The organism is Yersinia proxima (genome assembly GCF_902170785.1).
Lineage (GTDB): Bacteria > Pseudomonadota > Gammaproteobacteria > Enterobacterales > Enterobacteriaceae > Yersinia > Yersinia proxima.
The window spans coordinates 153,280-179,898 of sequence record NZ_CABHYG010000014.1 but is presented as its reverse complement, the minus strand read 5'-3'; the positions used below and the strand labels follow the sequence as shown (position 1 = coordinate 179,898).

The following is a 26,619-nucleotide window of genomic DNA, read 5'->3' as shown; positions in this document are numbered from 1 at the left end:
AATTCCAATCCCATGTAATAAACTCCATTTAAATTATTGTCATGAATAGATTGCCACTATCAGAATAACAAAATTTAAAACGTGGCTAATTGATTAATTAACATTAAAAAATCTATCTTTATTTAATTTAAACGATGATATTATATTTATGACTGTTTTATTTTACCGATAAAGGAAACACTGCCATCCCCATTTTCAATATAGCTAGCAATATTTTTTTTAATCCTTTTACTATATGGCAGTACTTCCATCTTGTTATTAATCAAATATAATTGCACCGATTTACCCGTCATCTGTCCATTCGATTTATTTTTAATATCTCCTCTTGATATCATCTGGATTAATCCTTTTGACTTAATCTCATTAGAGTTTTTAATATTACCTTCTGAGATAATACGTATTTTGTTCGCATATATCCCTCCTATATCACTAACATTAACACTTTTTAAATAATCAGGAGTACTGAAATAAGAAATTAACGACGTCACTCCCATTTTTTTCCCAGCAAATGCCAGCTTTATTTTATTTTTTCCGGTAATAATAAAGACATCATCAGATGTAATATCCCCATTAACCTTTAAGGTGTTAGAGAATAATCCCAAATGAGCTGAATTTTTATTTTTACCTTGATAGCTTAATCCTGGCTCTCCAACTACACCATTATTAACATGAATGTTCCCCTCTAATACCTTGAAACCTTGTAGCTTATTATGGCGATTGAAGTAAGGCACCCCCGTGGTCAGAGTCAGGTGTGACATATCGGTAAATGAGCAGCCATTACAATCAATACCCGATGGGTTGGCGATAATAACATGGGCATCCTGACCAGTGAGTTGTATTTCCCCAGCTAAACGACTTGCTTGTGAAGATCTTACTTCATTTAAAATAATCTTTGCAGCTGAATTGACCAAATTTGGATTACCATCTATTTTCTCAGATAATTCATTATTTAGGATGACAATATCCTTAAAATTAGGCATATCAAACTTAGTATATTTATTATGAGACAGGCCATTTTTATCTGGTGATTGGATATTTACTGTCGTCTTTTCACCACACCCTAAGGCAGATCGGCATGGAACAAAAGATAATACATTCGATCTTATATCCGCCTGTTGTTTTTTATCTGCGGTTTCATCAACAATAATATTCGCCGCATGGGATAAAGAAATACTGCATAGCGAAAATATTATAGAGAGTGATAACAAGGATAAATCTCTTTTGGTATCATAATTAATAGAGTTCATATTATTCCTCTTAGCACATTGTTAACATGGTTATTATATTATGTACACTAGTGGTTAAAACCGATATCAATTAGCGGCTTTAAATAAGAGGAAGTCAATATGATAAAATATATCTGACATATTATAAAAAGATATATCGAAGTCAGTTATTAATGTATGAATATTTAATATGCAAAGATAAAAATGAAAAAAAACCCTGACATTGCTGTCAGGGTTCTCAAATTTGGTCGGCGAGAGAGGATTCGAACCTCCGACCCACTGGTCCCAAACCAGTTGCGCTACCAAGCTGCGCTACTCGCCGAATTGGGCCGCATCTTACTGCTACGACTTTTGGCCGTCAATCACTTTTTAGCAACCCGCTGGTGACTGTTGTTAAAAGCATCACCAGCGGTTAAAACTGAATCAGTTGAATAAAAATCAAACTTCAGCTTGTTTCAACTGTGGTGATTGCGCCCGTAAAAATGGCAGTAAGAAGAAAGCAGATAAGCAAGCAGCAATGGAAATAACCACAAAGAAACCATTCCAGTGCCAAATCTCCATAATGCGAGCAATAGGGTAACCTGATAGAGCAGCACCTAAGTATGCGAATAACCCAACAAAACCCGTGGCAGCACCCGCAGCATCTTTATGTGAACATTCTGCGGCAGCCATACCAATCAGCATCTGAGGGCCAAAAATAAAGAAGCCGATAGCAAAGAAGCACCCTGCCTGTAAGACGTAGCTGATCCCAGGCATAATCCACAATGACGCGACAGAAAGGAAAATACCAATAGCGAATATCAGATTCATTGGCCCACGGTTACCACGAAACCACTTATCAGACCCCCAACCCGCAACCAGCGAACCAATAAACCCACCCACCTCAAATAATGAAATTGCCGAATTGGCCGTCATTAATGAATAACCTTTCTCTTGCGTCAAATAGAGGTTACCCCAGTCATTTATCGCAGTACGAACGATATAAACCAGCACATAAGAAACTGCCAGCAACCAAATATATTTATTGGTTAATACATAGCGTTTCACAATCTCTTTATTGGATAAACCCTGGCCTTCAGATTCTTGTACCAGCTCCATGGCATCATTGCGCCACTTACCCACACTTGGCAGCCCCATGGTGCTTGGCTTATCACGTAACCGCCAGCACATCAGTAGACCAATCACTACTCCGATAATTCCGGGAATAATCATGCCGTAGCGCCAGCTAAAGTGCAGAGAAATAAAACCCACCAACAAAGGAATTAATGCACCGCCAAAGTTATGCGACGTATTCCAAATGGCCCACCAGCCACCACGCTCTGAACGGGAATACCAACTGGTTAAAATCTTAGAGCATGGCGGCCAGCCCCAACCCTGGAAGAAAGCATTCAGTATCCACAAAGCGCCGAAAACTAACAGCGACGAACTCATACCAAATAAGATATTAATAATCCCGGTCATAACCAAACCAATCCCCATAAAATAACGTGGATTTGAACGGTCGCTGATCATGCCCGAAATAAATTTAGAACAGCCATAGGTGATATAAAATAGCGTACCCAAAATGCCTACATCTGACATCGTCAAACCCAAGTCGCTGAGCATGGCTGGCATGATGAAGTTAAAACTTTTGCGGGTGAAATAGAAAGCGGCGTAGCCGATATACATCGTCCACATCAACTGAATTCGCCAATATTTATAAGACGAATCGATTTGCGCTTGTTCCGTCACTGGTGGCACGTTATCGCGACTTTTGAGGAAAAACCACATGTGAACCTCAGAAAATTTATCAAGTAGGGTCATCATGTTCCTCGTGCGCACCAAACCAATGAGAAAAACACCTGCAAAAACCGAGAATATTTCCTAGGTTTCATTAGCGGGCAAAGAAAATGTGGGCAGGATCACACTTAAACAGGTGCCATTATCAACACTCAAAGTAAAACTCCCACCTAAAGCACTGACTCGCGACTGCATACCTCTTAACCCGTAACCTGGAGTTAGTGCCGCCAAATCAACACCTTTCCCATTATCATGAATCGTCAGCATTATCTGGTGTTTATCCTGTCGCGCATTAATCTCAATACGGCTGGCAGCCCCATGCCGATATGCATTGGTGATCCCCTCCTGACAAATCCGATATAGAGTGATTTTCAGGGTCTCATCCATAGGACTATCATCGACTTGCCAATGCAAGACACCCATAACGGATTGATCTTGTGGAATAAGCTCACGCATTAATGCCGCAATGGCCGCCGATAGTGGTAAGTTATTTAACGCCGCAGGCCATAATTTGGCTAAAACATCATGGACACCATCATAAACCCGCAATGCTAGTGTCTCTATCATCCCGGCACTGGTCAGTACCGCCACCTGGGTAGATAACCGCTTGATGATGCTGGCCTGAGTACGGATAACCGTTACTGTCTGCCCAACCTCATCATGCAACTCGCGCGCCACATTTCGGCGGGCTTGTTCTTCTGCTACCACTAAGGCTTTAGCTAATTCGCGATTTTCATTCAGTCGTAATTGTAATTGAGTGTTTAATTCGCGCTGGCGCTGAATTCCGGCCCCGAGTAATAAGCCAATCAAACTTTGCATCAGTAATGACAATAATAAATCACGATGGGAATCCAGTTCTGCTGGCGAATTGATCACCATCACGACACCATTAAGCAAAGTGGCTACAACTGCCCCTTGCCAACCATAGCGGTAAGCCATAAATACAATGGGAATAGCCAAACAGAAGGGAGCGAACAAATATAAATCCATCTCGGAGACGTAATATTGCAACCAGATACTTAAGGCAAACAACAACAGAAACCACAGGATATGACGCAGGCGCAAATTAATTGGTTTATGTATTAATCCGGGTTCTAGCGGCAACCAGATTTGGCGAGCCAAATAATGCCATAGCAACATACAAGTAGGCGCGATGGTAAAGCCGCCAACCAGCCCCAATAATAGCGCCATAGCTCCATTCCCCAGAGCAATTTGCCATCCCAGAGCCTGTATTGCTGCTGCCGTCAGAATAACCGTGCCTTGCATCAGTGGCCATTGCCATTCACTCCCATCTTTCTGATGGCGCGCTAGCCAAGGTGAGGCAAAAACAGCAACAACAGTGGTCGCCAACACAATGAAAATAGCTACACCTAGCAGGTGTAAGGTGTCAAATTGATCGGCAAGTAGCCACGTTAATACGGCATCACCCATCAATATACCCGGCCAGTACTGGCGTGGGCTTTGTAATAAAATCCCTATCCGTAAACCAAAAGGAAATAGCAGAAGTGCTTGCAAAGGACGGTCAACAAATTGGATCCCGATAGCCCATAAACAGAAAGCCGCGGTGAAATAAATAAAGAACAACGCCAGCAACATCATCAAGCGTTGCATCATAGATTCAATACCTGCTTGGCTAACTCAACATTATTACTGACACCCAGTTTGGAGAATAAATTAGCGCGATGAACATGGACTGTTTTTGGCGACAGGCCAAGTGATTCCGCTATATCACGTACTTCCATCCCTTGCGCCAGCAACACAGCAACTTCCCGCTCGCGGCGGGTTAAAGGATCAATAGCAACGCGAGCCAATTTCTGAGCAATTTCTGGCATCAAATACACCCCGCCACTGCCCACTGTGCGCACTGCATTAATTAAGTCTTCAGGTTTACAACGTTTGGAAAGAAATCCCCGCGCACCACGCTCCAGCGCCATCTCGACTAATGCTGGGCTGTCATGCATCGAAAGCATAATAACGCCCATACCTGAAGGAAGGTCTTTCAAAAGATCCAGGCCACTTTCATCGGGCATAGAGATATCACAAATACAGATATTTGCCTGCAAGCCCGGCAATCCAGCGCGGGCCTGTTTCGCTGAACTAAACTCCCCTACCACCTGAATGTCGTCTTCCAGAGCAAGCAGCTGGGCAAAACCTGAGCGCACTATGTCATGATCATCAATAAAGGCAACACGGTAAGCCATAGAAGACTCCAGCCAGCAGGGGGTTCGGGACGGGAGTATACCGCAACCTTAAAGTGACAATGAGATTGGCATCAAAAATCATGCCGTATCAGATTTTACTTGCGCTAATTGATTATATTGCAGGCTGAGAAGCCCGTCTTGGTGCCTGACACCAGTTATTCTCTGCATTTATCCCCCCATCGGGCGAGGTATAACCTAAACAGCCCAGAATGGAGTCAAACAGTTCAACCTGACGGTGACTTTTGCCAATACGCTGTTCCGCCTGTAGTTGCTCAAAAGCAGTAAGGTGCTCCGGTTGGGCCAAAAATTTATCAGATGCCCAGACCATCAAAGGTACACGGAATTGCTCAGGCGGGGCCATTTCACGTGGTGTGCCGTGGAAGTGGGAATTATCGTCAATAGATTCACCATGATCGGCGGCATAGAACACTAGCGCCTTCTTATCACGCATTTGATCAATGACATTGGCAATAAACGAATCTGTGTATAGCACGCTGTTATCAAAAGCATTTATTAGTTGCTGTTTACTGCAAAAATCATCCACACCCATACATTCTGGCTGATAACGGGCATAACTGCGGGGGTAGCGCTGAGAATAAAGATAATGTGAACCTTTGGTATGTAGTATCACTAAATGTTTACCAACCGGATAACGCCCGAGTGACTCTTTCAATTCATCAACCAGCAGCATGTCATCTACTGGTTTATCATCGTTACGTTTCTCAGAAGCAATCAATTCCCGGAACGAATAATTATCAACATTTGCGTTATTGTAGAACCACATCTCACTCTGCATGGCAAACAATTCAGAAGTGAAGCCCAGGGATTTCATTACCGCGAACACATTTTGCTCTTTCAGAGTACGCTGTGGGTTATCTTCTGCCCCCCCTTCACGCACAAACATGCAGCGCAGTGACAGCTTGGTGGAGGTATCACAGGAAGTGCCACGGAAAGCGACTAAATTCTTCTCTTTACTCAGGCGCGGAGTGGTATCGCGTGAATATCCTAGCAGCCCCATATGGTCCCAACGCGTTGTTTCACCAATAATAAACACAACATAGGTATCATCAATACCCGCTGGCGCGACATAGGTATGGTGCTCAGCAGGATCATACAGCGTTGCCGCATCATACTTTTCATCGTATTGCGTGTAAGCGTATAAACCCAATGCAGCCAACCAGTTAGAGGGTAAATATGAGTGAGCAACTACCCCGCCATAGCTGGGTAAATCCACGGTTTTCAGTTGTTCATCTGCATGCTGCACTTTATCCAGATAACGAATAGGTAACCAAACCAGTGCGACCGCAACTGCCATCAATAAAATTGGTTTAATACGCTGACCCGGCGTCCGAAATTGCTCAAGCAGGGTTAACCGTAAGGTATTTTTCCAGATAAGCAGTAGAGGCAGTGCGCTGACGACCACCATCCAAATGATAAAATGAAGCCCAATAACTTCTTTAGACAAATCAGTATCCGTAGTCAAAACGGATATGACGATGCCGTAACCAATGACAACATTGAAAAAAGTCATGTAATAGCTGGCGGCAACAGAAATTAACACCAGAAGGGTTGCGACTACCCGATAAAACCATCGCCCACCGAGGGAGATGACACGCATAACAAAAAAGGTAAACAGAATAATCGCCATCACTTCGATGATAGCAGACACCAGTTTTATACCTTGAATGCCTTGGCTAAAGGTGTCAAAACGACGATAAAAGACAGAGATATTCAGGAAAATACCAATATAAACAGCCAATAACAAAGAAATACTTTGCTGCGATAAAGATCTAACTCTGTCCATATAACGCAAGGTCTCCAAAGACACTATTTGCGGCTTGAATCAATCAGACAGTGAACCCCTCCTCAGGTTCAGTGTATAGCCAATAAGCACGCTATTGATTTCAATTACAAGAATTATCTTAACCAGATATGGCTATTCAGTCCGCGAGTTAACGCATAGTCCGGCAAGGATATGTAAGTTTATTTATTAGGCAAATATTCTGGTGGGGAGTATATGCCCACAAAATAATTTTTATGGGCTTTGTGTGCGGGTATTAAATTATTTGATATTCAAAGTGACATCAATATTGCCGCGAGTCGCATTAGAGTATGGACAGACAACATGAGCCTTTTTCACTAAATCCTCTGCCACACTGCGCTCAATACCCGGCAAACTAATATCCAGTTGAACCTCAATGCCAAATCCCGTTGGAATAGCACCAATCCCGACTGTACCTTCGATACTGGCGTCATCAGGTATTTTCACCTTTTCTTTTGATGCCACAAATTTCAGTGCCCCGAGGAAACAGGCAGAATAACCCGCTGCAAACAATTGCTCTGGGTTTGTCACGGCCCCACCTGCGCCGCCCATCTCTTTAGGGACACCCAATTTTACATCCAATACGCCATCCGAGGAGGTTGCCCGACCGTCACGGCCACCCGTTGCTTTAGCTTTGGCACGATATACCACTTTTTCGATAGACATAGTGCTTTCCTTTCAGGGTCAATAAATATGAGGAGCATGTACGATTTGAAAGTATGGCACCCATTATGAAAAAGCCCCCAATCGGGGGCTTTAGTAGTTCTATCATTTAGAAAAACAAGATCATTTAGCCGGAGCGTCGATTTTGTCGTCAATACGCTGCAACATATACGGATAGAACGGGTTCGATGAGATTCGCATCAATGAATCCAGCCCAACCACCAGAACAGCTCGCTCACCACGTGCGGCGAACGTCCCCAGGCTGATACCGTATTGGTCACGCGGCTCTGGGTAGCGGCCATACAGTGAGTCACTCATTGGGAATGGCAATGCCACATGGGACAACGAGAAAATATCCGGCGGATAAGTCAGCCCGGTTGGGACAGAAGTCTCGTTGGTTTGGCCCGCCAGTGTCGTCAACGCCACAGTTTCATTACTTTGCGGCGAAACGTTGCTGATGATCGTAACACTATAATTACGCGGTGGTGGCGGTAATAAGCGAGCCAAAGCAGTATAAGAAGATGTTCTGAGTAACGGGCCAAAACTGGCCGCTCGGTTTAAGTCGAACAGAACCACTTCACTGCCATTCTTCGGTAAGTGATTATAGAGTGCGGTAACGACTGCACGGGTGCTAACAGTCGAATCCATTAATGACTGGAAGGTCAAAATTGGCGGTAATTCCGCCATCTTATTATTTCTGGCATCACGCGCGATTTGCTGCTGCAGCACTGACGTCAGTAAATAAGACTGGCGAGCAGCATTAACCGGGAATGAGTTGTATTTGAATGGGTTAAACTCTGGCACGATCCCCAGCCAGGCGGCTTTGGCAAAAGCAGGGAAGATAGCAGGCCAACCAGCTATGCCGGCAAAACGGGCAAAACTAGTTACTCCGATCATTGGCGATATCAGAATAACGCGCTCAGGTTTTGCCAGTTTCGGATCATCCAGAGAATCCAACGTATATTTCATTGCCAATGCCCCGCCGTTAGAGAAACCAACGACATGCAACGGTAAATCAGGGCCACTCAGAGCCTTGGCTTCACGTACAGCCAGGCGAGTTGCTGCTAGCCAGTCCTGCCATTCAACATCGGTCAAGGCACCCGGTACAGTGCCATGAGCAGGTAAACGAATGCCAATGGCAACATAGCCACGCTGGCGATAATTCTCTGCAATATGACGCAAACTATAAGGGGTATCCGTCAGGCCATGCAGTAATACGACGGCACCTTTCGGCTTGCCATCGGGTTGTAAAACATAAGAGCGGTTCCAGTCATTTTTAAAATGAGGGGGATAAATCGAACTACCAGAATAATAGCGATTTAAAGGAACCTGAGTCCGTGGCTCCAGTTTCTCGGTAACATTGGTGCGAACTTCATCGAAAACATTGTTCTCTGCTTTTATGTAATCCGCCCAACTGGCTTTATCAATTTCAGCAGCACGCATATCATGAGGGACAAACGTATGCCAAAGTTCCAGTTTCGGGCCACGTTGTGTGTCATAAATTCTTATCGCCAGAATGGTTACAGATATAACCACCAAGACCAGTACAATCCGTTTAATCCACCGCTTAATAGCTAGAGCTGGCATGGGCAGTTACTCCGTAGATATATAATTTTCATCATTAAGGTCACTTTATCACCATCTGGTTATGATAATATTGCTTATTTGATCGAAATAATACTTCCGTGCTGCAAATTTAAAATACTCTTTTATATGAGTTAAAGTTTTTCTTTAACATTAATACTTATGTTTTGGCTAACATCAGGGTTTCGCATGTAAAACCAAGCACATCCTTCTTGAACAGGACTCAGTCGAAGAGACAGATTCTCAGTGTGCTTTGGAAGTCGGGATACAATACTCATCTTTTCAGAAGCACCTGGTAAAATAGGTTTAGATAATGCTGTTCTAATGCCATCGGCTACAACCTTACCTTCTTGATTAACCCAGTGATAACTCATAAACACGCTCCCTCTCCCCTTAGTACTAACAAAGGGATTAGGGCTATTATTAATTAATTCAACATCAACAATGATTATATCATCCATGCCAAATATTCGGCTCATTATATCCTCATGGAAAAGGCTCACATTATTAACTTTAATTTTTGCATTAAAATCATTAAAGCAACCAATTGTTTCAACATTAGTTACCGTTGACATTTTAGTGTATTTATCAAAATTAACAGGATATGCAAGAATTCTAACTTTCAAATGATAAATTGTAGTTAATAAGACAGATAGTAATAATAAAGTATAAATGAAATTATTAACCATCTTTTTGAAATTAACAAAAGAAAGCAATAGTGGAATTAAGAAGAAAAATAATGCAACAGCTTTGAAATACCCAGTGTAGTGAGCGATAACGGTTGAGCCAAAGCATGCATATAAAACTGAGAAAGATATTAAGGTTAACGCAATCCCTCTAACTTCAGGTGTGATTAATGAGTTCTTCTTAAAAAGAATAGAAAGAGATATGCAAGTTGCGAGAATCAATGTAACCAAAAATAAAAACAATGTCATTGCTTCAGCATAAGCGGTCCAGTTAGCTCCAACCAATATATGGTTACCATTAAGCCCTGATGAAAAATATTTTTCCCATGCAACGAATGGATAACCAAGTATATTTATAGCTTGCTGAGATGGAGCGATACCAAAATGCTGCACAACATAAAAATGCCAACAAACAGCCACAACGCCAGGAACCAAAAGAAAATAATAAGAATTGTATTTAAATATTTTACTACGTATGTTTTTTAAGTTTACATATAAATTTCCATGTTTAAATAACACAGATTCGATTAAAATAAATAAAAGAATGAAGGAAGGAAATAAAACGTACACCTCCCGAGAAAGGGCCGAAAAAGCGAAAGGAATAACTGAAAGAATATATTTTTTAGATAAAACTGCCGATAATGCCAGGATTAAAAAAGCATCCGCAGCTGCATCAGGTAAAGCATTAAAGAGTGTAACCTGTGTGCCAACGCTAAGGGACCAAAGTAATATAAATAAAGGAGAAATTCCTAACTTAGAAAAAAGATTAGCTCCTGCCCAGGTCGCAGCTGAAAGTAGAAATAAATAACTCAAAAAATAAACGCTTGGCGAAACCCAATCCATACCTAGAGCTTTAGCGACAACTGCTGCATATAACGATAAACCAACACGTTGATATCGATAAGAGGGAGAATCAATATGATTAGGTGTATCTTTTAATGCCAACACATCATTTGACATATAATAATAAAATTGACCATCCCATCCGGTTCCTTTGGGGCCAGTATATAAGGCGGATAACCCTTTATCTTTAAGAGCGGTCGGAACGCCAAACATTTCTCCAGCTAATATATGATTATTTATATTGCCATTTAAAGTACGAGCTTGGTAAATACCAAATGAAAATAAGGTATATACTAGAAAAACAAAAATAATAAATATTTTAATCTTGTTTTTTTTGATAAATTCCATGATAATTCTAACACCATTTAATTTGCAATGTGCATACGGTATTTTTCCGCATCCCAGTTTAATAACTCGCCAATTTGCAACCGAGTTAATACATTGACCTTGCTCAATTCATTAACTCTACTAATAACATCGTAATAGCAACGCAATTGGGCTAATTTAGCCTTATTAAAACTATCTTTAACGTATACGCCTGTATTCTTTATAAAAACAAGCTCTGGTTGTACTTTGTTTACTGACAAATACTCATGAAACTCCTCAGTACTCTCAAATGTACTTGGGCCAGCCCCCAAGAAAACAACATGATCTGGATATAAGGCCCAACAAGGGTTAAGATGAGAGAAAAGATCAGGATTTATAACTAATTCATGTATATTGGCATCATATATTGGAGTATATGACGAATCATTAACTGCTGGTATTGATTTAATTTCAACAAGGTGTTCAGGCTGAGGTTTTAATGATGAAAGTAATGACTGAATTATTATATTTAATGTAAGTTCAATATCTGCAATATCATAGCCGCCAATAACTACACCATGATTTTGAAGAAACACAACTTTGGCATCCTTTGTCATTTCCAATGCAGAAGAAACAGCCTCAGCTAACTCCGCACCAGGTTTTTTATAACCAACGGCTGCCCATGGAATAGCATCACCTAGTAATGCTTGGAAATCCTCGTACCAACCATTACAAACCAAATGAGCTAGCACAATGACAGAATGGACATGAACGACCACTTTATGGGGCATTAAAGCATGCAACTGAGTTTCAATAGATGGCCTAAGTTTACTTTTTCCACATACTATTGGGGATGCGGAAAAATCTCCCTGATTGAGTGCTGCTTGCATATGTAATAAATCAACTGGTACAAAGATATCTTTTTCAGGAGCTTCTGCTAACCAAGTTCCTGAGGCTTTTATCCACAGAGTATCATTATCTTTCCAAGACACATTTCCGCCAGCACCTTGAATAAGTAACGGATCTGTTCCAATTTTCCCACAATATGCAGTAACTGAATTTCTTAAGTTATCTATTTCGCTCATTATTATTTCCCAAGTTGCTCAAGCAGTACCCGCAGGTGACCAAACTCATTAAATGCTGCATCTGGAGCATTTTCCCCTTGACCCATTGGAGTACCAGGATGAATTTTTTGCAGTGTCACAGCATTAATTTTTTCACGTCCTCCACGAATATCGTTAATTGGATTATCACCAATCATCCAAATACAATTTCCTTTAGGCCGCATTTTTTCTAAAGCAATTTCAAAAGGAGCTGCGTGTGGCTTGTCAAAACCAGCCTCTTCACTTGTGACTATAAAATCAAAATAATGATCCAAACCAAAATAAACCACTTTACGGAACTGAATCTGGGCAGTAAGGTCAGTCACTATCGCTGTTGGGATACCCAGCAAACGTAAATCGTCTAATAACTCTTTGACTTCATCGAATAAAATGGCATTACTTAAGAAAGTCCGCCAATAAGTCTGCTCGAAATCAAGAGCTAGTAATACTTGAGAACCAAGGCCCATAATCTCCAGCATTCGCTGTAAATATAAAAGCCGGCTATGTGAAGAAGCTGTGTGTTTAAGCCGTGTTTTTACTTGATCTCGAGCCTCCTTGAAGGCTTTATCAAACTCTTCAGGTTTAATTGAAAAAGTACTTACAACCTTATCACGAACAGCCGCCTGAGCGGCTTTATGTGCTGGATCATAAGGATAGAGAGTGTTATCTGTATCAAATAAAATTGCATCTGGGAGCTTGTCAAAACGCTCTTTAGAAAAGATTTTTACCATATGAATCGCTTTGTAAGCGCCTGATTAATGTGTGATAAAGTAATTAATTGCATCAACCCAACAACCCCATCTTGCCATTGAGGTTTTATATCAAGAAACTCGAAAATTTGTGGGCAAATCATCTGCGCAGCTAGCTCAATATCCAGAGCAGAGGTCTCACCTTCAATAGTTAATTCAACCTCTGAAGCATCATTACTGCTAATTATGTCAACATGTAATCCACAAATGCCTACAAGAACTCTCGTTAAGGAAAGCTCATTAAGGCCATGTCTGGAACGTGCCACAAGTTTAAAACGAAGTGGAATATTATGATTTTTATCTTCTAACATGTCGGCTCTAATCGGCTGTAAAGACAAAACTAAATCAGCATGAGCTGCTTGTGGCCTAATAAATCGTTCAGAATCTGGCTCACGTTTTTCGAATGAGGCTAATACACGTTCAACTGTATGTCCTCTTTTATGGACATCTCTTTGTAATTTAAAATGACGTCGCAGACCTTCATCTATATCAAGATAAACACTCAAGTTGTAACATTTACGCAAAATTTGTAAATATAACGCATGTAAACCACTAGCAATAACAATGTCATTACTTTTGATTGTAAACGGCTTACTCATTCGCCCAGAAGTGTGATCATAATGACGAGCTTGAATGTTTTTTCCGTCACTCAAAGCGACTAAATCATTTGCAAAACCCTCTAAGTCATTAGCCATAGGATTCAAATGCGTCATGACCTGCCACATCGGCTTTTGCCGATCCCACAGATGATAATCGTCACCAGATAATGTAGTCACTGAGTGACGGCCAAAAAGGCCCATAATTGAATCAGAAAATGTATCTTTTCCTGCGCCTGAATCCCCAGCAATACCAATAACAAATGGTTTTCGGCTTAGACGGAAATAATCATTTCTGACAACTGTTTCACGATAAATACGAACAGCAAGAATAATACCAGTGGCCACCATTATAGTGAAAATTAACGATGAAAATTTATTACTGAAAAGATGTAAAAAACTAGATATATTCCAACTGTCTGAGTTAGCAAATATGATATTACTAGGGGAAATTAAAAGACTACTTAATACATATAAGACAGAAAATAAAGACGTCAGTAAAATTGAAATACGATCACTTATGGCCTGATAACTAACCAATAGTGGGATTGCCCATATAAACCACCCTGGAGAAGCTGGAGTCATTAGTACAACTAATAAAAAAACAAGCCCCATCAGCGCATGAAACAACTCAAAATTTAAACGCTTTATCCGCCACGCTATATATAACATTATAAAATAGGATAGTGGTACAAGATATATATATATCCCACTACCCAAGTCAAAGGCCAGTCTATAAATTTTAAAAAGCTCAGGGTTACTTATAATCATACTTAGCCCTGAACTTGAAAACAGGAAAGGCACTAGAGAAAAAATAACACCTATTGATATACCTTTAATGAACTCAGGAAGAAATTGGCGCAACCTTCTATTATGAATAAGATAAATAAAGAAAAAAGGAAGAGCTAATATCATACTCAATTTTGCTGATATAGCAGCAATACATGCGACTCCACATATCAATAATTTATTATTTTTAACAAAATATAGTGATAACGATAAAAATAGCACAGGAATGAGATCATTAAAGCCCATTAAATAGCTAGCACCAATTACAATTGGCGATAACCAATAAACAGCCAACAATAATCTATCTCTACCCGGAATCATTTTACGCAATAGTTGAAGAAGCGAAAAATCGGCAAGAACCAGGGTAAGACCATATCCATATATTAGAGGTAAACTCAGTAAGTTACATAATAATGTTAATGGTAAGAATACTAACCACATGACATAACCATAAGGAAACGCGACTGGATTGCCTCCTTGTGCCAACCACGTAGCCCATGGGTCTAGACTAAAAGTTGTAGTGCTAATATTTAGAAAAGGAACATACCATTCAACAACCGGTTGAGGTTGAATCAAGAGGATCAACCCTAGTCTGATCACTAGCCCAAATATAAATAATGGATTAAGAAGAAGTTTTCTCATATATTGTTGGCCCTTTTCATCCATAAATCAGGTCGTTTAGTACAGACAGCATCTGCAACAATGTTCAAATCTGAAAGCTGCTTTATCAGAGCAGGAATTTCAATGTCAGCATCACGCCCCTGTAACTCGGGAGAGACCAAACAAAGTTTAAAACCTGCATTTATAAGAGTTAATGCGCCTTCCCGACTTAGAGGGAATCTTGTAAAACAATCAACCCAGACCCAATCTACTTTTCCAGACAGTGTTAGCGCTGTTTCAAGAGACTCAAACTCCGATACACGTACGGCACAGCGATGTACACCTGCATTTGACCACTTAATTAAAAATGGAAATGATTGATCCAAAAAGAAATAATCATCTATTCCTTTAGCCTGCATTAAAGCAATCAAACGAGCTTCAAGACCTTCTTCTTTTACATTAAGGATTAATGTTCCATGCCGGTAATGAGTAAGCCAATCTTCAAAAGGCTCTCCAGACATAAAAGGATCATGATGAATAATTAATTGTTCACCTTTACTGCGAATATCAACTTCGATACCATATTCTTCAGGTGTTGCTCTAAGTTGTTCCGATGTATTACGGCGATGAAATATAATTTTCATTTTTTAAGTGTCTTCTTTAATTGCAAACTAAACTCTATAGTTCTGCGGATGAACTTTCGCTTCGCAGCCCAATTAACATTCCAGTGAGATACCCCATTTGCTCTTTCACCAAATTTCACAGGAAAACGATGAGTAATTAAAGTAGAGATTTTCGCTCGATAATAAACATAAAGATCAAGTGAAAAGTCATGAGGAGGGTCTTGCCAAGTTTCAAAAAAAGACCGAGAAAAAAGTGTTGGCTGAGCATTTATATCCCACATAGCTTTCCCCAGAAGTAGTGTTTCAAAGACACTCATTCCCACAGTGAATATAACATCGCTCAAAGGGCGTCCATAGCGTTGCCCTTTCACGAATATATCCATGCCATTTTGCTCAAATAAAGCTAAACCACGAAGGAAGTCTTGTGGATCAGTTTGCATATCAGCATGAGTCCAACCTAAAACATCGCCTTTAGCAGCTTTCAAACCCGCAAGAATTCCAAAACCATAGCCTTGATTATTCTCAACACGGACACTTCGACATCCAGGATATTGAGGTAATAACTGTTGTAAAATCTCAGGACTAGTATCAGTTGAACCATTGTCAACTAGTATCACTTCGATATCAGGGTTAAATGTAATAGCTTTGCAACGTTCAAGAAGAAGAGGTAGGTTAGCTGCCTCGTTATAACAAGGAATGATGAGAGAATACTTCATGACTGCTCCGGTGTTCGTAGGCCCTTGAAAACGAACCACTTCATACCGATGAAATTCAATAACGCCGAAACACCAGTTGCAATCAGAAAAGCAATTTTAACTGCCAGACCTGAAGTGTGAAGCAAAACTAACGTCATTGAATTCACCCATATATTGATCCCTAGCGTAACAGAATATAGAACCAAAAAACGCCAGAGACTTCCTGATACGTGCTCTTGTCTACCGAATGTCCACATACGATTGGCAAGATAGGCGAAAATTGTACCGAGGATAAAACCAGCACCCTTTGCCATATCTGTGCCAAGTAAATTTAATAAAACCAATCCTCGGTAAGAAAAAAAATCAATGACCACAGTCAAAGAGCCAACGATCAGAAATATCATTAACTGGCGTTTGATCATATTCCATTCTCAGGAATTTCTGGCACTATCGCCCTCATTCCAAACTCTAAGCTAGGCAATGCTTCCTGTGATACCCGAGGATCCAATTGAAGCCGGTATGGATGAGAATCCCATTTATGGAAGCATGATTGCCAGTATTCAAAGGTTCGCAGGTCATTGGGAGTGCCCCAAGAAATATAGTGATCTAATTCAAATAACTGACAATGCAAACCGAGGGCAATCGCATCATTAATACAAGAGTCAATATAGAATTCGCCATTAACCCGACCATTTCGATCCATCAAATGTGATACAACTTTGCGAAAATCCTTTGCCCTGCGAAAAGTAAATGTCCCAGTAACAATAGGATCGCTTTCAGGTGATTCAAGTGGCTCTTTTACAGAGATATTCGTTATCTTTCCTTGCTCATCAGCATGGATCCACCCAAACATGTTTGGGTGGCGTACCGCATTAGCGTGCCCTCTGGCCCCCCATACGATGACATCAATGTCTGGGTTATCCACTAAAGCCTTAAATGCATTAACATCATACAAGGCGCCGTTGTCGCAAGCTCCGAATGTAATTGGCCCCAAATCAGTGCTACTCACTTTTTCGAGAGCATCCAAACCAATTAAAGCGGTACATGCCTGCCCTTCGGTAAGGCCAGGGATTGTTTCAATCACAGACTGAGGATAAAGCTGCCCCAGTTTCTTTACCAATTCATCGCATGCATCCATATCTGAGCGAAGCACAAACGCATATTCAAGCCCTGGAGGTAAATCATTAATAGCTTGGGTAACCATAGGTTTCCCAGATACTGGAATTAATGGTTTGGTAGTTTTATAGCCTTCGTTTACAAAACGTTGCCCTAACCCCGCCATAGGAATGACAAGTGAACCTACAGGTTCTAAACTTGGTTGATCAGATGCGATTAATTTCCTGAAAGTCGAAGACCAGCCATTATATTCAGCAACATCAGCAGGAGTGCCCCATTGCATAAAGTGCTGAATTGGGTACACCGCAACAGCTTTTTTATCAGCTAGCAAAGGTTTATAAGCCAAACTAACGTAATACTCACCACCAATATTCAGTTGCAGGTCCACTGTGCGGCGAAATGCTTCGCTCATTATCTGAGCCGAAGAAAAATAGTAAGTACCACTAGAGGCATATTCTTCCATACGATTATCGGTATAAGGCTGCTTTTCTTGAATATCGCTAACCCAACCATTATGCTCTTTCATATAGGCATAATTAGTACTACCTAGTGTATGAGGATGAAAACCTTTATACGCAGGAATAGCACCAACACAGCCAGTTACACCCACAAATTGTTTAAAGTGATGCCAATCCCAATAACAAGTAAAATCGCAATAATTTACTACAACAGGTTTTTGTGCATCAAGCATATGCTCTATTTGGCGAACTGCATGGATCGGCCCGAGTTTATGTGCAGGAATGCCAACTATTTTACCTGTTGGGCAATATTTCTGTAGTATCGATCTCATATTATAATCAGGATGATCTAAGTGATCTTGATTACAAATAAAGATAAAGTCTTGCTCACCGGGGAACATGTCTATGACATGGCCGATTATTGGTTTTCCATCTATTTCAATCAGTGGCTTTGGAACGTTGTAGCCTGCCCGCCGAAACCGCTCTCCAAAACCTGACATTGGGATGATAATCTGCACAAGATACCCACTTTTATAGTTGCCTGAGTACATCAGTACTAGTCGTACGATGTCGATAATTGTGGCATTATAATTCACAAAAATAATGTAAGCACATTCTTTTACTAGATTTTCATCTTTGCATATCTATTGTATTATTGAGGTCAGAAAAAATAATCACTGATAATAGACAGGAGCATTCTTAAAAATCCAGTAAAATTAGGATTAAAAAAGCTGAGGTTGATGACATCAGAGGCAACATAGTTACTTAGTGATTACACGTGGATGTAACTAAAACCTTATGATTGAAGTATTGACTAATATTACAAGTAATAATATGAATAATCCTATTCTGATGGTAAATCCCCCACCGATCAGCAAGTACTCGATGAAAACCACTGTGTAGGCACGCGAAAACATCCTGCTCACCCTTGCAAAAAATGGATTACTCTCCTCTCATATGCATTGCCTAACCCTCGCGATAATGATTGGTTCACGCGCTAACAGCAGAGTCTTCGCACGATCTCTCATGTTTCGGTTTTTCCTGCGGCACAAACCTTGATTGTCGTAGTATGGATTGGGTTAAATATGATAGGTATAGTCAACCTCGACGTTTGTCCATTTGTTCTTCTGAATTTGGCTTTCATCTTTTGCCACTCTACCCCGCCTCAAAGTAAATCGGGCCGCAGATGTTATTAATTACGGCCAAATTCAGAATTATGGTTGCTATGCTTCGCTGCTTTCCACCTGCTCTGAAATAACAGGTGCAGGTGCTTTACGAACCCAAACCCACCAAGCCAGTGTCATTAAACCTACCCAAGCCAGACCAACATACATGGCAATGCGGGTATCAGGGAAATATCCCAATACCGCAATAATGAAGGCCATAAAGATAATGGTCAGAATAGGGGCTACCGGCCAGAAAGGCACTGGGAAGGCGAGGTGGGCAACATTTTCTTTGCTCATTGAGCGACGCATCGCCACCTGTGAGATAAGGATCATTAGCCACACCCAGACGGTGGCAAATGTTGCAATCGAGGCAATGACCAGGAACACGTTTTTCGGAATCAGGTAATTCAACACCACGCCACATAACAGTGCGATTGCCATCACTAAAATAGTCATCCACGGCACGCCATTACGGGTCAAACGGCTAAAGCACTTAGGTGCCAGCCCCTCTTGTGCCAGGCCATACATCATGCGGCCAGCACCGTAAATATCACTATTGATCGCCGAAATCGCTGCGGTGATCACCACCAGATTCAGAATATTTGCAGCAGAACTGATCCCTAAGCTGCTGAAGATTTCCACAAAAGGACTGCCATTTTGCCCAATGCTATTCCACGGATAAATAGCCATCAAAACAAATAAGGTCAGTACATAGAACAGTAGAATACGAACTGGAACAGTATTGATGGCGCGTGGTAATACCTTTTCCGGGTTTTTTGCTTCACTGGCCGTTACCCCAATGATTTCAATACCACCAAAAGCAAACATCACCACAGCAAATGAAGCAATCACACCTGTAATACCGTTTGGCATAAACCCTTGATGAGACCATAAATTACTCACCCCAGTACTCTCATGACCGGCACCGAAGCCAAACATCATAATGCCTAGCCCTGCCGCAATCATTGCAATAATCGCAGTTACTTTTAGCAGTGATAGCCAAAACTCCATTTCACCAAACACTTTGACCGAACACAGATTTAACGCACCAATAAAGAAAATAATACTCAGCACCCACACCCACTGCGGCGCATCCGGGAACCATAGTCCCATATAAATACCGAACGCCGTGACATCGGCCAGCGCCACAATGATCATCTCAAAGGTATAGGTCCAACCGGTGAGAAAGCCCGCCAGTGGGCCAAGGTAACGGCTGGCGTAGTGGCCGAATGAACCCGCAACTGGATCATGCACCGCCATTTCGCCAAGTGCGCGCATCACCATGAATACGGCAGCACCACCAACCAGATAAGCGAGTAATACCGCTGGCCCGGCCAGACGGATTGCCTCGGCAGAACCATAAAACAAGCCGGTACCAATGGCAGAACCTAACGCCATGAACCGGATATGCCGGGCGCTAAGGCCGCGTTTGAGCGTGGATGAATCATTCTTCATGGTACATTCTCGCAAGATTTGTGCCCTTACAGGCAGGGGTTCAGAGAGGGTGAGCCCGGTAGCCGGGATCACCTATAGGTTAATGTTTTTAAATGCTTATTATTCGTTATTAAAGACTTGGTAGTAGATGCGCAGGCATCAGTTCATTCATATGACGCAGAGCAATGAGCTGGCTGGCAGCTTCAATATCGGGGGCAAAGAAACGATCTTTTTCGTAGTAGGCCACATGCTTACGCAGTAGCTGGCGTGCTGGTTCCAGAGCAGCTGATGTTTTCAGGCCTTTGCGTAAATCCAGCCCCTGACATGCTGCCAACCACTCAACAGCCAGAATGCCGCGCACGTTTTCAACCATCTCCCATAAGCGCTTACCTGCACGGGGTGCCATAGAAACATGGTCTTCCTGATTCGCTGAAGTTGGGATGCTGTCGACACTGGAGGGGAATGCCAGCCCTTTATTCTCACTGGTTAGTGCCGCCGCCGTAACCTGCGCAATCATAAAACCTGAGTTTACGCCGCCGTTCTCCACCAGAAATGGTGGTAGTTGCGACATATGTTTATCCATTAACAGCGAAATACGGCGTTCTGCTAACGAGCCGATTTCTGCCAGCGCCAGCGCCAGATTATCTGCCGCCATTGCAACTGGTTCGGCATGGAAGTTACCGCCAGACAATACATCTCCCTGGTCAGCAAATACCAATGGGTTATCTGACACCGCATTAGATTCAATCGCCAGAACTTCAGCAGCCTGGCGCATTTGGGTCAGACAAGCCCCCATGACCTGTGGCTGACAACGCAGAGAATACGGGTCTTGAACTTTGTCACAATTACGATGGGATTCAGATACTTCGCTACGTTCGCCAAGCAAATGACGATAAGTGCTGGCGGCATCAATTTGCCCACGCTGGCCCCTAACCGCATGAATACGAGCATCAAACGGGCTACGAGAACCTAATGCCGCTTCAACCGTCAGGCTGCCAAAGACAGAGGCTGCGGCATAAAGGTCTTCCGCTTCAAACAAACCGCGCAAAGCATAAGCCGTGGAAACCTGAGTACCATTAAGGAGTGCCAACCCTTCTTTTGCCGCCAATGTCAGCGGTTGCAAACCGGCTTTAGCCAGCGCTGCGCGAGCATCCAACCATTCCCCTTGATAGCGGGCTTTACCTTCACCGAGCAGCAGCAAACTCATGTGTGCCAACGGAGCCAGATCACCAGAAGCACCCACAGAGCCTTTTAGGGGAATATGCGGATAAACTTGTGCGTTAACTAATGTTATCAACGCCTGAATAACCTCAAGCCTGATACCCGAAAAACCACGCGCCAGGCTATTGATTTTCAATACCATAATCAAGCGCACAATCGCGTCATCATTGGGTTCCCCAACACCTGCTGCATGGGAAAGGACAATCGAGCGCTGTAGGTTTTCCAAATCTTCTGTCGCAATACGCGTGGAGGCCAACAGACCAAACCCCGTGTTGATGCCGTACGCAGTACGCTTCTCTGCCAATATTTTCTGTACGCAATCCACACTTTGCTGAATAGGTGCATAAGCACTTTCATCCAAAGTTATTTTTACCGGGTGTTGATAAATATGTCGCAAATCAGCCAGCGTCATCTGGCCGGGGCGCAGTGTCATTGTTGTTTTCATGCTTTTTTCCCTTGAGTTGCGGCAATCATTGGCAGGTTAAGCCCCTGCTCTTGTGCACAATTAATCGCGATGTCATAACCGGCATCGGCATGGCGCATTACGCCAGTAGCTGGATCATTATGTAATACTCGGGCGATTCGTTCGGCCGCATCGTCGCTGCCATCACATACCACTACCATGCCTGAATGTTGCGAGAAGCCCATTCCAACACCACCACCATGATGCAGTGATACCCAAGTCGCGCCACTGGCGGTATTCAGCAATGCATTGAGTAGCGGCCAGTCAGAGACAGCATCAGAACCATCCTGCATCGCTTCAGTTTCTCGGTTAGGGCTGGCGACGGAGCCAGAATCAAGATGATCGCGGCCAATCACAATCGGCGCTGACAGCTCACCTATTCGTACCATCTCATTAAAAGCTAAGCCTAATTTAGCGCGCTGGCCCAAACCAACCCAGCAGATACGAGCAGGCAGTCCCTGGAAGCTGATACGTTCACGGGCCATATCCAGCCAGTGATGTAAATGCTCATCATCCGGGATAAGTTCTTTAACCTTCGCATCCGTCTTATAAATATCTTCGGCATCACCGGAAAGCGCCGCCCAGCGGAATGGGCCAATACCTCGGCAGAATAATGGGCGAATATAAGCCGGGACAAATCCTGGGAAATCAAACGCATGGGTGACACCCATATCTTGTGCCATCTGACGAATATTGTTGCCGTAATCAAAGGTCGGGATACCCATATTGTGGAAAGCCAGCATAGCTTCAACATGTTCTGCCATTGAAGTTTTGGCTGCATTCACCACCAGTACCGGCTCACTTTGGGCGCGGCGGCGATATTCTTCCCAGCTCCAGCCTTTTGGCAAATAGCCATTCAGCGGATCATGGGCACTGGTTTGGTCGGTCACCATATCCGGGCGAACCCCACGGCGTACCAACTCAGGTAAGATCTCAGCTGCATTACCGCATAATGCGATTGAAACCGCTTCTCCAGAAGAAGTGTATTTTTTAATACGGGCCAGCGCATCATCCAAATCAGTCGCTTGCTCATCGACATAGCGGGTTTTAAGACGAAAATCGATACGGCTTTGCTGGCACTCAATATTCAAAGAGCAAGCCCCAGCCAACGTTGCCGCCAGCGGCTGCGCGCCACCCATGCCACCGAGCCCAGCAGTTAACACCCAACGCCCTTTCAAGCTCCCGCCAAAGTGCTGACGGCCTGCTTCGACGAAGGTTTCATAAGTGCCCTGTACAATGCCCTGACTACCAATGTAGATCCAACTGCCCGCGGTCATCTGGCCGTACATCGCCAGTCCTCTGGCGTCCAACTCATTAAAATGTTCCCAATTAGCCCAATGCGGAACCAGATTTGAGTTAGCAATCAATACCCGAGGCGCATTACTGTGAGTTTTGAAGACACCCACTGGTTTGCCGGATTGAACCAGCAAGGTCTCGTCATCGTTCAGTTGAGTAAGACTTTCAACAATCTTGTCGTAGCATTCCCAGTTACGAGCCGCTCGGCCAATACCACCGTAAACTACTAATTCTTTGGGATTCTCAGCCACTTCGGGGTCGAGATTATTCATCAACATGCGCAGAGGGGCTTCGGTCATCCAACTTTTAGCGGTCAGTTTTGTGCCACGCGAAGCACGAATTTCAGTATCACGGAATCTGTTTTTGGTAGTCACGGCAATTTCCTTCAACCAGTTTTTCAGGTATCGACGACATTACTTAGTTTGAGTATTTATTAACATATACTCGTATAGACAAGTACAATCAAGCACCAGAAAAACAGCAATAGGTCACCATATATCTAAAAATGAATTTTATTAAAAACGTTTAAAATTAATTTGTTAGATACATTCCTACGTCACATTAAGACAAAATGGGAGGATTTTCGACGTAATTTTACCTATGAAACCAGCATAAAATTGGTCTGTTTTTGCGCACGGAGTCACATATATTTCACACGGATTTTACATTTCGACATGCAAAATGCGGCTTCTCTCGTAAGCAGTAAATCGCTCTTTCAAGTTTGGGGGGAGGTATCTTATTGACTCAGAATTTCTTCTGCATGATGGCGATAAGTTGTAGTAAGTTTGCATCGTGCTTTTGTGCTTTATGCATATAAGCATAAATATGGCTGCTTCTTTTGGTGAAAAAATCACACTGCACTTCTTTTAAAGGGAAATTTTGCAGTAATAAAGGTAAGAAGAAAGTGGGCACCACCATTAATAAATCACTGTGCTCCACCAAACAAATAAGTGGTAAATATGACTCACTGCTAAGCAGTACATTCTGATTACGTTCTGCCAGAATTTCCTCTAAAGATTCGGTTTGTCCAATACTGTAATTTTGTGATGACCACGCCATGTGTTTTTCTTTCATAAAATCATCGCGACTGATATAGCTCCCTACTCGTGGATGCGATTGACGGCAAATAATAGAAAAATCAATATCAAACAAATACTTGCTATAAATATTGGTATCGTGACTGATGGCTGCACCTATATCCAGGTCAATCTCCCGACTTCTTAATTTTGTAATCCGCTCTTCTTGATCAGCATAATGGCGAACAAAATTGAGTGTACAGTGATTAAAAATATCTCCCTGCTGCAAGATAAAATAGCACAGCCAATACTCAACAATGCTGTTAGCCCGAACCTGGTAGGCTCGTTTTTTTATACTGTTATTAGCGTGAGCACTTTTGACATTTATTGCAGTCTCCATCTCTTCGATTATTGGTTTATAGAGTTCATATAAATGACGGGCAAGCGATGTTGGCTGAACACCATTTTTGACCTTAATAAAGATAGGGTCATTGTAATATTCTCTCAATTTTCCAATCGCATGACTAATACCAGAGGGGGCTAGATCCAATTTTTCCGATGCACCAGACATACTCCGTGCATCAACCACAGCGACCAGAAACTTAATCAAATTATAATCAAATTGTTTATGCATAGCGCAGACTATCCTAGCGTTTCCCATCTTAATTATAGCCTAGGGCTGATATTCTGAATTTCAGAAAACAGCAATTCCATCCTGTCGATTGCTCAAAAAACAGCCTTGGTTTTAAATAGCGTCATTCAGCAAGCGACCTGCCGCTTGCAATAAATCTAAAATATTACCGAGGCAATTCTTATCATGGCTAATCGCAAATTCTTAAGTAGAAACGAAGTCGAACGTCTGCTTGACGCAATTCCTGCTAATAAAAATACAGCCCGCGACAAATGCATGCTGTTGATGTGTTTTATCCATGGTTTACGCGTCACTGAGCTTCGTAGCTTGCGGTTGCAGGATGTGGATTTAGCTGGGAATCGCCTGAATGTCTCACGCTTAAAGAACGGTTTTTCAGTGCAACATCCCATTCAACCTCGTGAAAGAGCAGCCATACTCGCCTGGCTGGCACTGCGTGCCCAATATCTGGAGGCTGATAGCGACTTTCTGTTTCTGTCACGGCATGGTGGCCAGCTTTCACGCCAACAGCTACACCGTTTGATGCGTGATTATGGCCAGTTAGCTGGGTTAGGTGTGCCGGTGCATCCTCATATGCTGCGTCATGCCTGTGGTTATGCTCTCGCAGATAAAGGGATTGATACCCGTTTAATTCAGGACTATTTGGGCCACAAGAATATTCAAAATACCGTTATTTATACCGCCAGTAATGTTGAGCGTTTTCGTAATATTCATATTTAATAGCAAACCTCCCAGGTTGATTTATTATATCCCAATTAAAAACCGTCCCTCACCTCGGTGCTATCCAGTGCGCCGGGGTCTTTTATTGATCGGTGAATAATCCTTTGAGCTAAAAACATCAATTATCTATTGAATAGATCCCTCATAACTAAATAAAGGTCGGCATCACTTTTAGCACCAAGTTTACGCATGGCGTTACATTTATGACAACTCACCGTTTTAATGCTACGGTTTATCTGATGAGAGATCTGAACCAAACTATAACCATTAAATAAAAGCATCAGTATATTTCTCTCACACCGAGTCAACTGTCGCAGGCAAGCAGCATCTTGACGCTTAAACACCTCAATATAGCCCTGGATTAGGGAACTACATATCTTTTCATTTGCCAGAGCTCGCGCCAGATCTGCCAATGTCGGCTCAAGTGCCTCAAAATGCGAAATCAAACTAATTTGCTTGAACCCATTGAGCATATTCAACACCTGACCATTCTTACTTTGTGTATAGATAATAATCCGTAAGTCAGGGATCAGGCACAACGCCTGTAGCATTGTCACCCCTTGCGCTAAATCTTCTTGTTCTCCGTAAAGTTCCGTCACCAATATATCAATATGAGTAGATTGCAATATTTGGGCTATTTCTTTAAAGCAACTTCCTTCTGCTTCAATACAAATACCAGGCTCCAGTGCCAGAGTAATATGCTTCAGCCCTAGCCGGTTAAGCGGATAGGGATCCATAATAGCCAGTTTTAGAACATTATTATTGGTAATTGGCATTTCCTATACCCACTATTATTGGTAGGTCAAACTTATTTG

Annotated in this window: 21 protein-coding genes and 1 tRNA gene; 1 reads left to right on the top strand and 21 read right to left on the bottom strand. The window is 42.3% G+C overall.

Translation table 11 applies throughout. From position 1 onward, the window contains the following. Positions 1 to 146: 146 nt before the first annotated feature. The 20 genes from FTB31_RS12560 to FTB31_RS12465 form a co-directional block, all read right to left on the bottom strand. Positions 147 to 1,247: a two-partner secretion domain-containing protein gene (locus tag FTB31_RS12560; protein WP_050076637.1), complete on the bottom strand. Its 1,101-nt coding sequence runs from the start codon at positions 1,245 to 1,247 to the stop codon at positions 147 to 149. A 224-nt stretch (positions 1,248 to 1,471) separates the two neighbouring features. Continuing rightward, a tRNA-Pro gene (locus tag FTB31_RS12555) sits at positions 1,472 to 1,548 on the bottom strand. 116 nt (positions 1,549 to 1,664) lie between these two features. Further along, the gene (gene uhpC / locus FTB31_RS12550; protein ID WP_050076795.1) at positions 1,665 to 2,996 is read right to left on the bottom strand and encodes an MFS transporter; all 1,332 of its coding nucleotides are present in this window, start codon (positions 2,994 to 2,996) and stop codon (positions 1,665 to 1,667) included. Between the two features lie 93 nt (positions 2,997 to 3,089). Next, positions 3,090 to 4,619 (bottom strand): signal transduction histidine-protein kinase/phosphatase UhpB, encoded by a 1,530-nt coding sequence (gene uhpB, locus FTB31_RS12545; RefSeq protein WP_050076635.1) that lies wholly within the window; start codon positions 4,617 to 4,619, stop codon positions 3,090 to 3,092. Next, positions 4,616 to 5,206, bottom strand: a complete 591-nt coding sequence (gene uhpA / locus FTB31_RS12540; RefSeq protein WP_050076634.1) for a transcriptional regulator UhpA — start codon at positions 5,204 to 5,206, stop codon at positions 4,616 to 4,618. Before uhpA ends, uhpB begins: the two co-directional genes overlap by 4 nt. 112 nt (positions 5,207 to 5,318) lie before the next feature. Next, positions 5,319 to 7,010 carry a kdo(2)-lipid A phosphoethanolamine 7''-transferase gene (eptB, locus tag FTB31_RS12535; protein WP_050076794.1) on the bottom strand — a complete coding sequence of 564 codons (1,692 nt, stop codon included), beginning with the start codon at positions 7,008 to 7,010 and terminating at the stop codon, positions 5,319 to 5,321. Positions 7,011 to 7,268: 258 nt separating this feature from the next. Then, on the bottom strand, positions 7,269 to 7,694 hold the full coding sequence (locus FTB31_RS12530) for an organic hydroperoxide resistance protein (RefSeq protein WP_004875517.1): 426 nt from the start codon (positions 7,692 to 7,694) through the stop codon (positions 7,269 to 7,271). Between the two features lie 120 nt (positions 7,695 to 7,814). After that, positions 7,815 to 9,278, bottom strand: coding sequence for an alpha/beta hydrolase (locus FTB31_RS12525; RefSeq protein WP_050076631.1), 1,464 nt, complete (start codon positions 9,276 to 9,278; stop codon positions 7,815 to 7,817). A gap of 131 nt (positions 9,279 to 9,409) precedes the next feature. Further along, positions 9,410 to 11,152: a hypothetical protein gene (locus FTB31_RS12520; RefSeq protein ID WP_077294963.1), complete on the bottom strand. Its 1,743-nt coding sequence runs from the start codon at positions 11,150 to 11,152 to the stop codon at positions 9,410 to 9,412. 17 nt (positions 11,153 to 11,169) lie between these two features. Then, a complete protein-coding gene (locus FTB31_RS12515) occupies positions 11,170 to 12,195 on the bottom strand; it encodes a class II aldolase/adducin family protein (RefSeq protein ID WP_050076628.1) in 1,026 nt (341 codons plus the stop codon). A gap of 2 nt (positions 12,196 to 12,197) precedes the next feature. After that, positions 12,198 to 12,944, bottom strand: coding sequence for an HAD family hydrolase (locus tag FTB31_RS12510; protein WP_050076627.1), 747 nt, complete (start codon positions 12,942 to 12,944; stop codon positions 12,198 to 12,200). Further along, a complete protein-coding gene (locus FTB31_RS12505) occupies positions 12,938 to 14,989 on the bottom strand; it encodes a uridine kinase (RefSeq protein ID WP_072081747.1) in 2,052 nt (683 codons plus the stop codon). Before FTB31_RS12505 ends, FTB31_RS12510 begins: the two co-directional genes overlap by 7 nt. After that, a complete protein-coding gene (locus tag FTB31_RS12500; protein WP_050076626.1) occupies positions 14,986 to 15,591 on the bottom strand; it encodes a phosphatidylinositol-specific phospholipase C/glycerophosphodiester phosphodiesterase family protein in 606 nt (201 codons plus the stop codon). Before FTB31_RS12500 ends, FTB31_RS12505 begins: the two co-directional genes overlap by 4 nt. After that, positions 15,588 to 16,286, bottom strand: a complete 699-nt coding sequence (locus tag FTB31_RS12495) for a glycosyltransferase family 2 protein (RefSeq protein WP_050076625.1) — start codon at positions 16,284 to 16,286, stop codon at positions 15,588 to 15,590. Before FTB31_RS12495 ends, FTB31_RS12500 begins: the two co-directional genes overlap by 4 nt. Then, positions 16,283 to 16,687, bottom strand: a complete 405-nt coding sequence (locus FTB31_RS12490; RefSeq protein ID WP_050076624.1) for a GtrA family protein — start codon at positions 16,685 to 16,687, stop codon at positions 16,283 to 16,285. The genes FTB31_RS12495 and FTB31_RS12490 overlap by 4 nt, the downstream gene beginning before the upstream one ends. Continuing rightward, positions 16,684 to 18,357: a sugar phosphate nucleotidyltransferase gene (locus FTB31_RS12485; RefSeq protein ID WP_227719662.1), complete on the bottom strand. Its 1,674-nt coding sequence runs from the start codon at positions 18,355 to 18,357 to the stop codon at positions 16,684 to 16,686. The genes FTB31_RS12490 and FTB31_RS12485 overlap by 4 nt, the downstream gene beginning before the upstream one ends. Positions 18,358 to 19,062: 705 nt before the next feature. After that, positions 19,063 to 20,460: an amino acid permease gene (locus FTB31_RS12480; protein WP_227731430.1), complete on the bottom strand. Its 1,398-nt coding sequence runs from the start codon at positions 20,458 to 20,460 to the stop codon at positions 19,063 to 19,065. A 109-nt stretch (positions 20,461 to 20,569) separates the two neighbouring features. After that, positions 20,570 to 22,105 (bottom strand): histidine ammonia-lyase, encoded by a 1,536-nt coding sequence (hutH, locus tag FTB31_RS12475; RefSeq protein ID WP_227731429.1) that lies wholly within the window; start codon positions 22,103 to 22,105, stop codon positions 20,570 to 20,572. Next, positions 22,102 to 23,793: a urocanate hydratase gene (hutU, locus tag FTB31_RS12470; protein ID WP_227731428.1), complete on the bottom strand. Its 1,692-nt coding sequence runs from the start codon at positions 23,791 to 23,793 to the stop codon at positions 22,102 to 22,104. Before hutU ends, hutH begins: the two co-directional genes overlap by 4 nt. Positions 23,794 to 24,163: 370 nt before the next feature. Then, positions 24,164 to 25,069: a LysR family transcriptional regulator gene (locus FTB31_RS12465; RefSeq protein WP_175628082.1), complete on the bottom strand. Its 906-nt coding sequence runs from the start codon at positions 25,067 to 25,069 to the stop codon at positions 24,164 to 24,166. A gap of 183 nt (positions 25,070 to 25,252) precedes the next feature. On the opposite strand from FTB31_RS12465, the gene FTB31_RS12460 reads away from it, so the two are divergent. Next, positions 25,253 to 25,804: a tyrosine-type DNA invertase gene (locus FTB31_RS12460; RefSeq protein ID WP_050076617.1), complete on the top strand. Its 552-nt coding sequence runs from the start codon at positions 25,253 to 25,255 to the stop codon at positions 25,802 to 25,804. A gap of 122 nt (positions 25,805 to 25,926) precedes the next feature. On the opposite strand, the gene FTB31_RS12455 is transcribed toward FTB31_RS12460, so the two are convergent. Then, the gene (locus FTB31_RS12455; protein ID WP_227731427.1) at positions 25,927 to 26,580 is read right to left on the bottom strand and encodes a LuxR C-terminal-related transcriptional regulator; all 654 of its coding nucleotides are present in this window, start codon (positions 26,578 to 26,580) and stop codon (positions 25,927 to 25,929) included. Positions 26,581 to 26,619 lie beyond the last annotated feature (39 nt).

Coding starts and splice junctions, on each gene's coding strand:
- FTB31_RS12560 (WP_050076637.1), bottom strand. CDS start 1,247: ATGAACTCTATTAATTATGATACCAAAAGAGATTTATCCTTGTTATCA.
- uhpC (WP_050076795.1), bottom strand. CDS start 2,996: ATGTGGTTTTTCCTCAAAAGTCGCGATAACGTGCCACCAGTGACGGAA.
- uhpB (WP_050076635.1), bottom strand. CDS start 4,619: ATGATGCAACGCTTGATGATGTTGCTGGCGTTGTTCTTTATTTATTTC.
- uhpA (WP_050076634.1), bottom strand. CDS start 5,206: ATGGCTTACCGTGTTGCCTTTATTGATGATCATGACATAGTGCGCTCA.
- eptB (WP_050076794.1), bottom strand. CDS start 7,010: ATGGACAGAGTTAGATCTTTATCGCAGCAAAGTATTTCTTTGTTATTG.
- FTB31_RS12530 (WP_004875517.1), bottom strand. CDS start 7,694: ATGTCTATCGAAAAAGTGGTATATCGTGCCAAAGCTAAAGCAACGGGT.
- FTB31_RS12525 (WP_050076631.1), bottom strand. CDS start 9,278: ATGCCAGCTCTAGCTATTAAGCGGTGGATTAAACGGATTGTACTGGTC.
- FTB31_RS12520 (WP_077294963.1), bottom strand. CDS start 11,152: ATGGAATTTATCAAAAAAAACAAGATTAAAATATTTATTATTTTTGTT.
- FTB31_RS12515 (WP_050076628.1), bottom strand. CDS start 12,195: ATGAGCGAAATAGATAACTTAAGAAATTCAGTTACTGCATATTGTGGG.
- FTB31_RS12510 (WP_050076627.1), bottom strand. CDS start 12,944: ATGGTAAAAATCTTTTCTAAAGAGCGTTTTGACAAGCTCCCAGATGCA.
- FTB31_RS12505 (WP_072081747.1), bottom strand. CDS start 14,989: ATGAGAAAACTTCTTCTTAATCCATTATTTATATTTGGGCTAGTGATC.
- FTB31_RS12500 (WP_050076626.1), bottom strand. CDS start 15,591: ATGAAAATTATATTTCATCGCCGTAATACATCGGAACAACTTAGAGCA.
- FTB31_RS12495 (WP_050076625.1), bottom strand. CDS start 16,286: ATGAAGTATTCTCTCATCATTCCTTGTTATAACGAGGCAGCTAACCTA.
- FTB31_RS12490 (WP_050076624.1), bottom strand. CDS start 16,687: ATGATCAAACGCCAGTTAATGATATTTCTGATCGTTGGCTCTTTGACT.
- FTB31_RS12480 (WP_227731430.1), bottom strand. CDS start 20,460: ATGAAGAATGATTCATCCACGCTCAAACGCGGCCTTAGCGCCCGGCAT.
- hutH (WP_227731429.1), bottom strand. CDS start 22,105: ATGAAAACAACAATGACACTGCGCCCCGGCCAGATGACGCTGGCTGAT.
- FTB31_RS12465 (WP_175628082.1), bottom strand. CDS start 25,069: ATGCATAAACAATTTGATTATAATTTGATTAAGTTTCTGGTCGCTGTG.
- FTB31_RS12460 (WP_050076617.1), top strand. CDS start 25,253: ATGGCTAATCGCAAATTCTTAAGTAGAAACGAAGTCGAACGTCTGCTT.
- FTB31_RS12455 (WP_227731427.1), bottom strand. CDS start 26,580: ATGCCAATTACCAATAATAATGTTCTAAAACTGGCTATTATGGATCCC.